Origin of the sequence: Streptomyces mexicanus, from assembly GCF_902506575.1 — a bacterium.
Lineage (GTDB): Bacteria > Actinomycetota > Actinomycetes > Streptomycetales > Streptomycetaceae > Streptomyces > Streptomyces mexicanus.
This window is the reverse complement of the sequence record NZ_LR732651.1, coordinates 1-3,806: the sequence shown is the minus strand read 5'-3', so window position 1 is coordinate 3,806 and position 3,806 is coordinate 1. Positions and strand designations below refer to the sequence as shown.

The window sequence follows — 3,806 nt, the reverse complement described above, 5'->3', positions numbered from 1 at the left end:
GCGTAGGTGATGCCGGTCGCGGTCAGCGCCGCGGCGGCCGCGATGCCCGCGGTGATCGCGTGGGAACGGGTCATGATCATGGTCGCTTCTACTCCTGTCTCGGACTCAGAGAGTGATCGGCTGTGTCGGCCGATGCATGATCGAACGTACTGATCGCCACAATCCCTGTCATTTCGGGCAGAGGGCGGCTGTGCCCTCGCGGGGGCCGAACGAGGGACGCGGGGCGGGTGTCTGCGGGGTGTCGGCTGGACTGACGTGTCGTCAATTTGATGGAGAAGCGGGATGATTGAATGACAATTAGGCCGGAATGGTGATCTTCTCGTGTCGCGTCACCCTCCGGGGCGGCGGACCTCCGTGCGGGGGCGACACGTCGATGCTCGGCGAACGGCTCTCCCCGGGGTCCGGGAACCGCAGCGGGGCGCGGAAGGGGGCGCGAGGGCGTCGGCGGCTGGCCGCTCCCGTCGGGGAAGGCACATAAATCAGATCAGTGATGTAGAAATACTGGTAACGGCGCTAATATGCTCATATGGCGCACGCAGTGCGGACGCGGGAGCGCATCCTGCGCGCCGCGGCGAATCTGCTGGACCGCGAGGGCCGTGCGGCTGTATCGACGCGGGCCGTCTGCGCTGCGGCCGGGGTCCAGCCGCCGACGCTGTACCGCCTGTTCGGCGACAAGGACGGCTTGCTCGACGCGCTGGCGGACTACGGCTTCGAGCGGTACCTCGCCGAGAAGCAGGCCCTCGGACAGACCGACGACCCCATCGCCGACCTGCGTCGCTGCTGGGACCTCCACATCGACTTCGGCCTGTCCCGCCCGGCCAGCTACATCCTGATGTACGGCGAGGGCCGGTACCGCGGCGACATGGCGGCCGGAGTGGAGACCATCGGGATCCTGCGCCGGACCGTCGCCCGCGCGGGCGCCGCGGGCCGGCTGCGGATGAGTGTGGAGCGCGCGACGCGGCTGATGCACGCCAACGGGCTCGGCGTCGTGCTGTCACTGATCTCCACCCCGCCGCCCGAGCGGGATCCCGGACTGCCGGCGGTGGCCTTCGAGCACGTGCTGCGCACGATCACGACCGACGGTGACGGCCGGCCGCCTGCGCCGGTGAGCGTGGCGAGCCGGGCCGCGGCTCTGCGCGAGGCCCTGCGGGAGAGCGGCACCACGGCCCTGACGCGATCCGAAGGGGCGCTGCTGGCCGACTGGCTCGATCGCCTCGCCGATGCCGATGCCGATGCCGACGTGGGCGTGGGCGGGGGCGAGGTGGCCGACGCGGGCCGTGCCGTGCGAGAACCATCATCCGGCAGAAGGGACGGCCGCGATGCCCACAGGTGACGACAGGACGCCGACCGGCACGGAGAAGGCGGGCGGCGACGCGGCGGGCCGGTCGGCGGGCGCGGCCGTCGCGGTCGTCGACGGCAAGGGCACGGTGGTGGGCTGGACCCAGGCCGCTCAGCGCCTGACGGGCTTCACCGCGCAGGAAGTGGTCGGCCACGACGCCATCGAGGTGCTGGTGGCGGCCGAGGAGGTCGAGCGGGCGCCGGCGCACGCCCGGCAGTGCCGTGTCCAGGGCGGCTGGTCCGGCCTCGCCGGTCTGCGCCACCGCGACGGCGCCCGGCTGGAGGTGAACCTGCGGGTCTCGCCGCTGTCGGGGGCCTGCGGCGAGAGACAGTGGCTCGTCTGCGCGACCCGTACGACCGCCCTGTTCACCTCGCCGGTCAACGGAGCGGACATGGAGGCGCTGCTGACCAGTGCCCCGATCGGCATCGCCGTCCGCGATCCGCAGCTGCGCTGCACCTGGGTGAACGACGCCCTGGCCCTGCAGGACGGCATACCCCGCGAACAGCGGCTCGGCCGCCGCCTCACGGAGGTGCTGCCGGGAGACGAGGCGGAGCGGGCCGAGGCGGTGATGCGGCGGGTCTTCGCCGACGGCGTCCCGACGGTCGACCACCAGTACCGGCTGAGTCTGCCGGCGAACCCGCACCGGCAGCAATCCTTCTCGGCCTCCTTCTTCCGTCTCGACGACGCCGAGGGCCACCCGGTCGGCGTGTGCGCCATGATCCTCGACGTGACGGACCGCGAGCGGGCCCGCGAGCGCCTGGCCGTCCTCAGCGAGGCCAGCACCAGGATCGGCAGCACACTGGACGTGATGCGGACCGGGCAGGAACTCGCCGACCTCGCCGTGCCGCGGCTCGCGGACTACGTCACCGTCGACCTGGCCGAGGCGGTACCGCAGGGCGAGGAGTCACCGGTCCGGCTCGGCGCGGCCGGCGGGCATGTGCCGGCCTTCCGGCGAGCGGGCATGGCATCGATCCACGACGGGGCACCGGAGTCCATCTGGTCGCACGGCGAGCACGTCCTCGTCCGCGCGGGCTCGCCGTTCACCGCCGTCGTGAACTCAGGCAGACCTCATCTGGAGCCGTTCCTGGACACCTCGCCCGGCACCTGGCTCGGTCAGGACCCGATACGGGCGGAAAGGGTCCGCCGGTACGGGATGCACTCCTTGATGATCGTGCCGATCCACGCCCGCGGCGCGGTGCTGGGCGTGGCCGTCTTCGTCCGCAGCGCCGACCCCGCGCCGTTCGAAGCGGACGATCTGCTCTTCGCCCAGGAGCTCGTCACCCGCGCCGCGCTGGCCCTGGACAACGCCCGCCGCTACGTCCGGGAACGCGCCGCGGCCCTCGCTCTGCAACGCGACCTGCTGCCGCGTCGTCTCACCGGCGGGGCCGCCGTCGACGTGGCCTCCCGCTACCTGCCCGCCGACCGGGAGGACGGCGTCGGCGGCGACTGGTTCGACGTCATCCCGCTGTCCGCCGCCCGGGTCGCCCTGGTCGTGGGGGACGTGGTGGGGCACGGCATCAACGCGGCGGCGTCCATGGGAAGGCTCCGCACGGCGGTGCACACGCTCGCCAACATGGACCTGCCCCCCGACGAACTGCTCGCCCGACTCGACGACACCATCACCCACCTCGCCGAGGAAGACCTCGACGCCCCGGCCCTGACCGGCGCCGTCCTGGGCGCCACCTGCCTGTACGCCGTCTACGACCCGGTGAGCCGGTGCTGCACCATGGCGACGGCCGGACATCCCCCGCCCGTGATCGTCCCGCCGCACGGCGACGTCACCTTCCCCGACCTCCCCACCGGTCTGCCGCTCGGGGTGGGGATGGCCTCCTTCGAGGCGGTGGAACTGGAGCTGCCCGAGGGCTGCGTCCTCGCCTTCTACACCGACGGCCTCGTCGAGGCGCGCGACGTGGACATCGACGCCGGGATGCACCGCCTGGGAGCGGCCGTGGCGCAGCCGGGCCGCTCCCTGGACGACCTCTGCTCGGCCGTGGTCGCCGCCCTGCCGGCCCGCGCGCCGTCCGACGACGCCACGCTGCTGCTGGCCAGGACGCGTGCGCTGAGCCCGAGCCAGGTCGCCACGTGGGAGCTGGACTGCGACCCTGCCGTCGTTGCCCGCGCCCGGGCGCTGACCGTGGGGCGGCTGGCCGACTGGGGCCTGGAGCACCTCGCGCCCACCACCGAGCTGATCGTCAGCGAACTGGTCACCAACGCCATCCGGTACGGCACGGGTCCCGTCGTCCTGCGCCTGATCCGGCACCGCGTGCTGGTCTGCGAGGTCTGCGACACCGGGGAGAGCACCCCGCGCCTGCGCCATGCCCGCACCACCGACGAGGGCGGCCGCGGCCTGTTCCTCGTCGCCCAGCTGCCCCACCGCCGCGGCACCCGCCACACCGCCAACGGCAAGGTCGTCTGGGCCGAACAGGAACTGACCCCCACGGCCTGAAACCGAGGCACGCACCACCCC

At 72.8% G+C, this 3,806-nt stretch carries 2 protein-coding genes; both read left to right on the top strand.

Features of this window, described 5'->3' with window-relative positions; translation table 11 throughout:
• The first annotated feature begins 526 nt into the window (after positions 1-526).
• Positions 527-1,333: a TetR/AcrR family transcriptional regulator gene (locus GV126_RS34280; RefSeq protein WP_159675160.1), complete on the top strand. Its 807-nt coding sequence runs from the start codon at positions 527-529 to the stop codon at positions 1,331-1,333.
• Positions 1,320-3,785 (top strand): SpoIIE family protein phosphatase, encoded by a 2,466-nt coding sequence (locus GV126_RS34275; RefSeq protein WP_159675158.1) that lies wholly within the window; start codon positions 1,320-1,322, stop codon positions 3,783-3,785. Before GV126_RS34280 ends, GV126_RS34275 begins: the two co-directional genes overlap by 14 nt.
• The last annotated feature ends 21 nt before the right edge of the window (positions 3,786-3,806 follow it).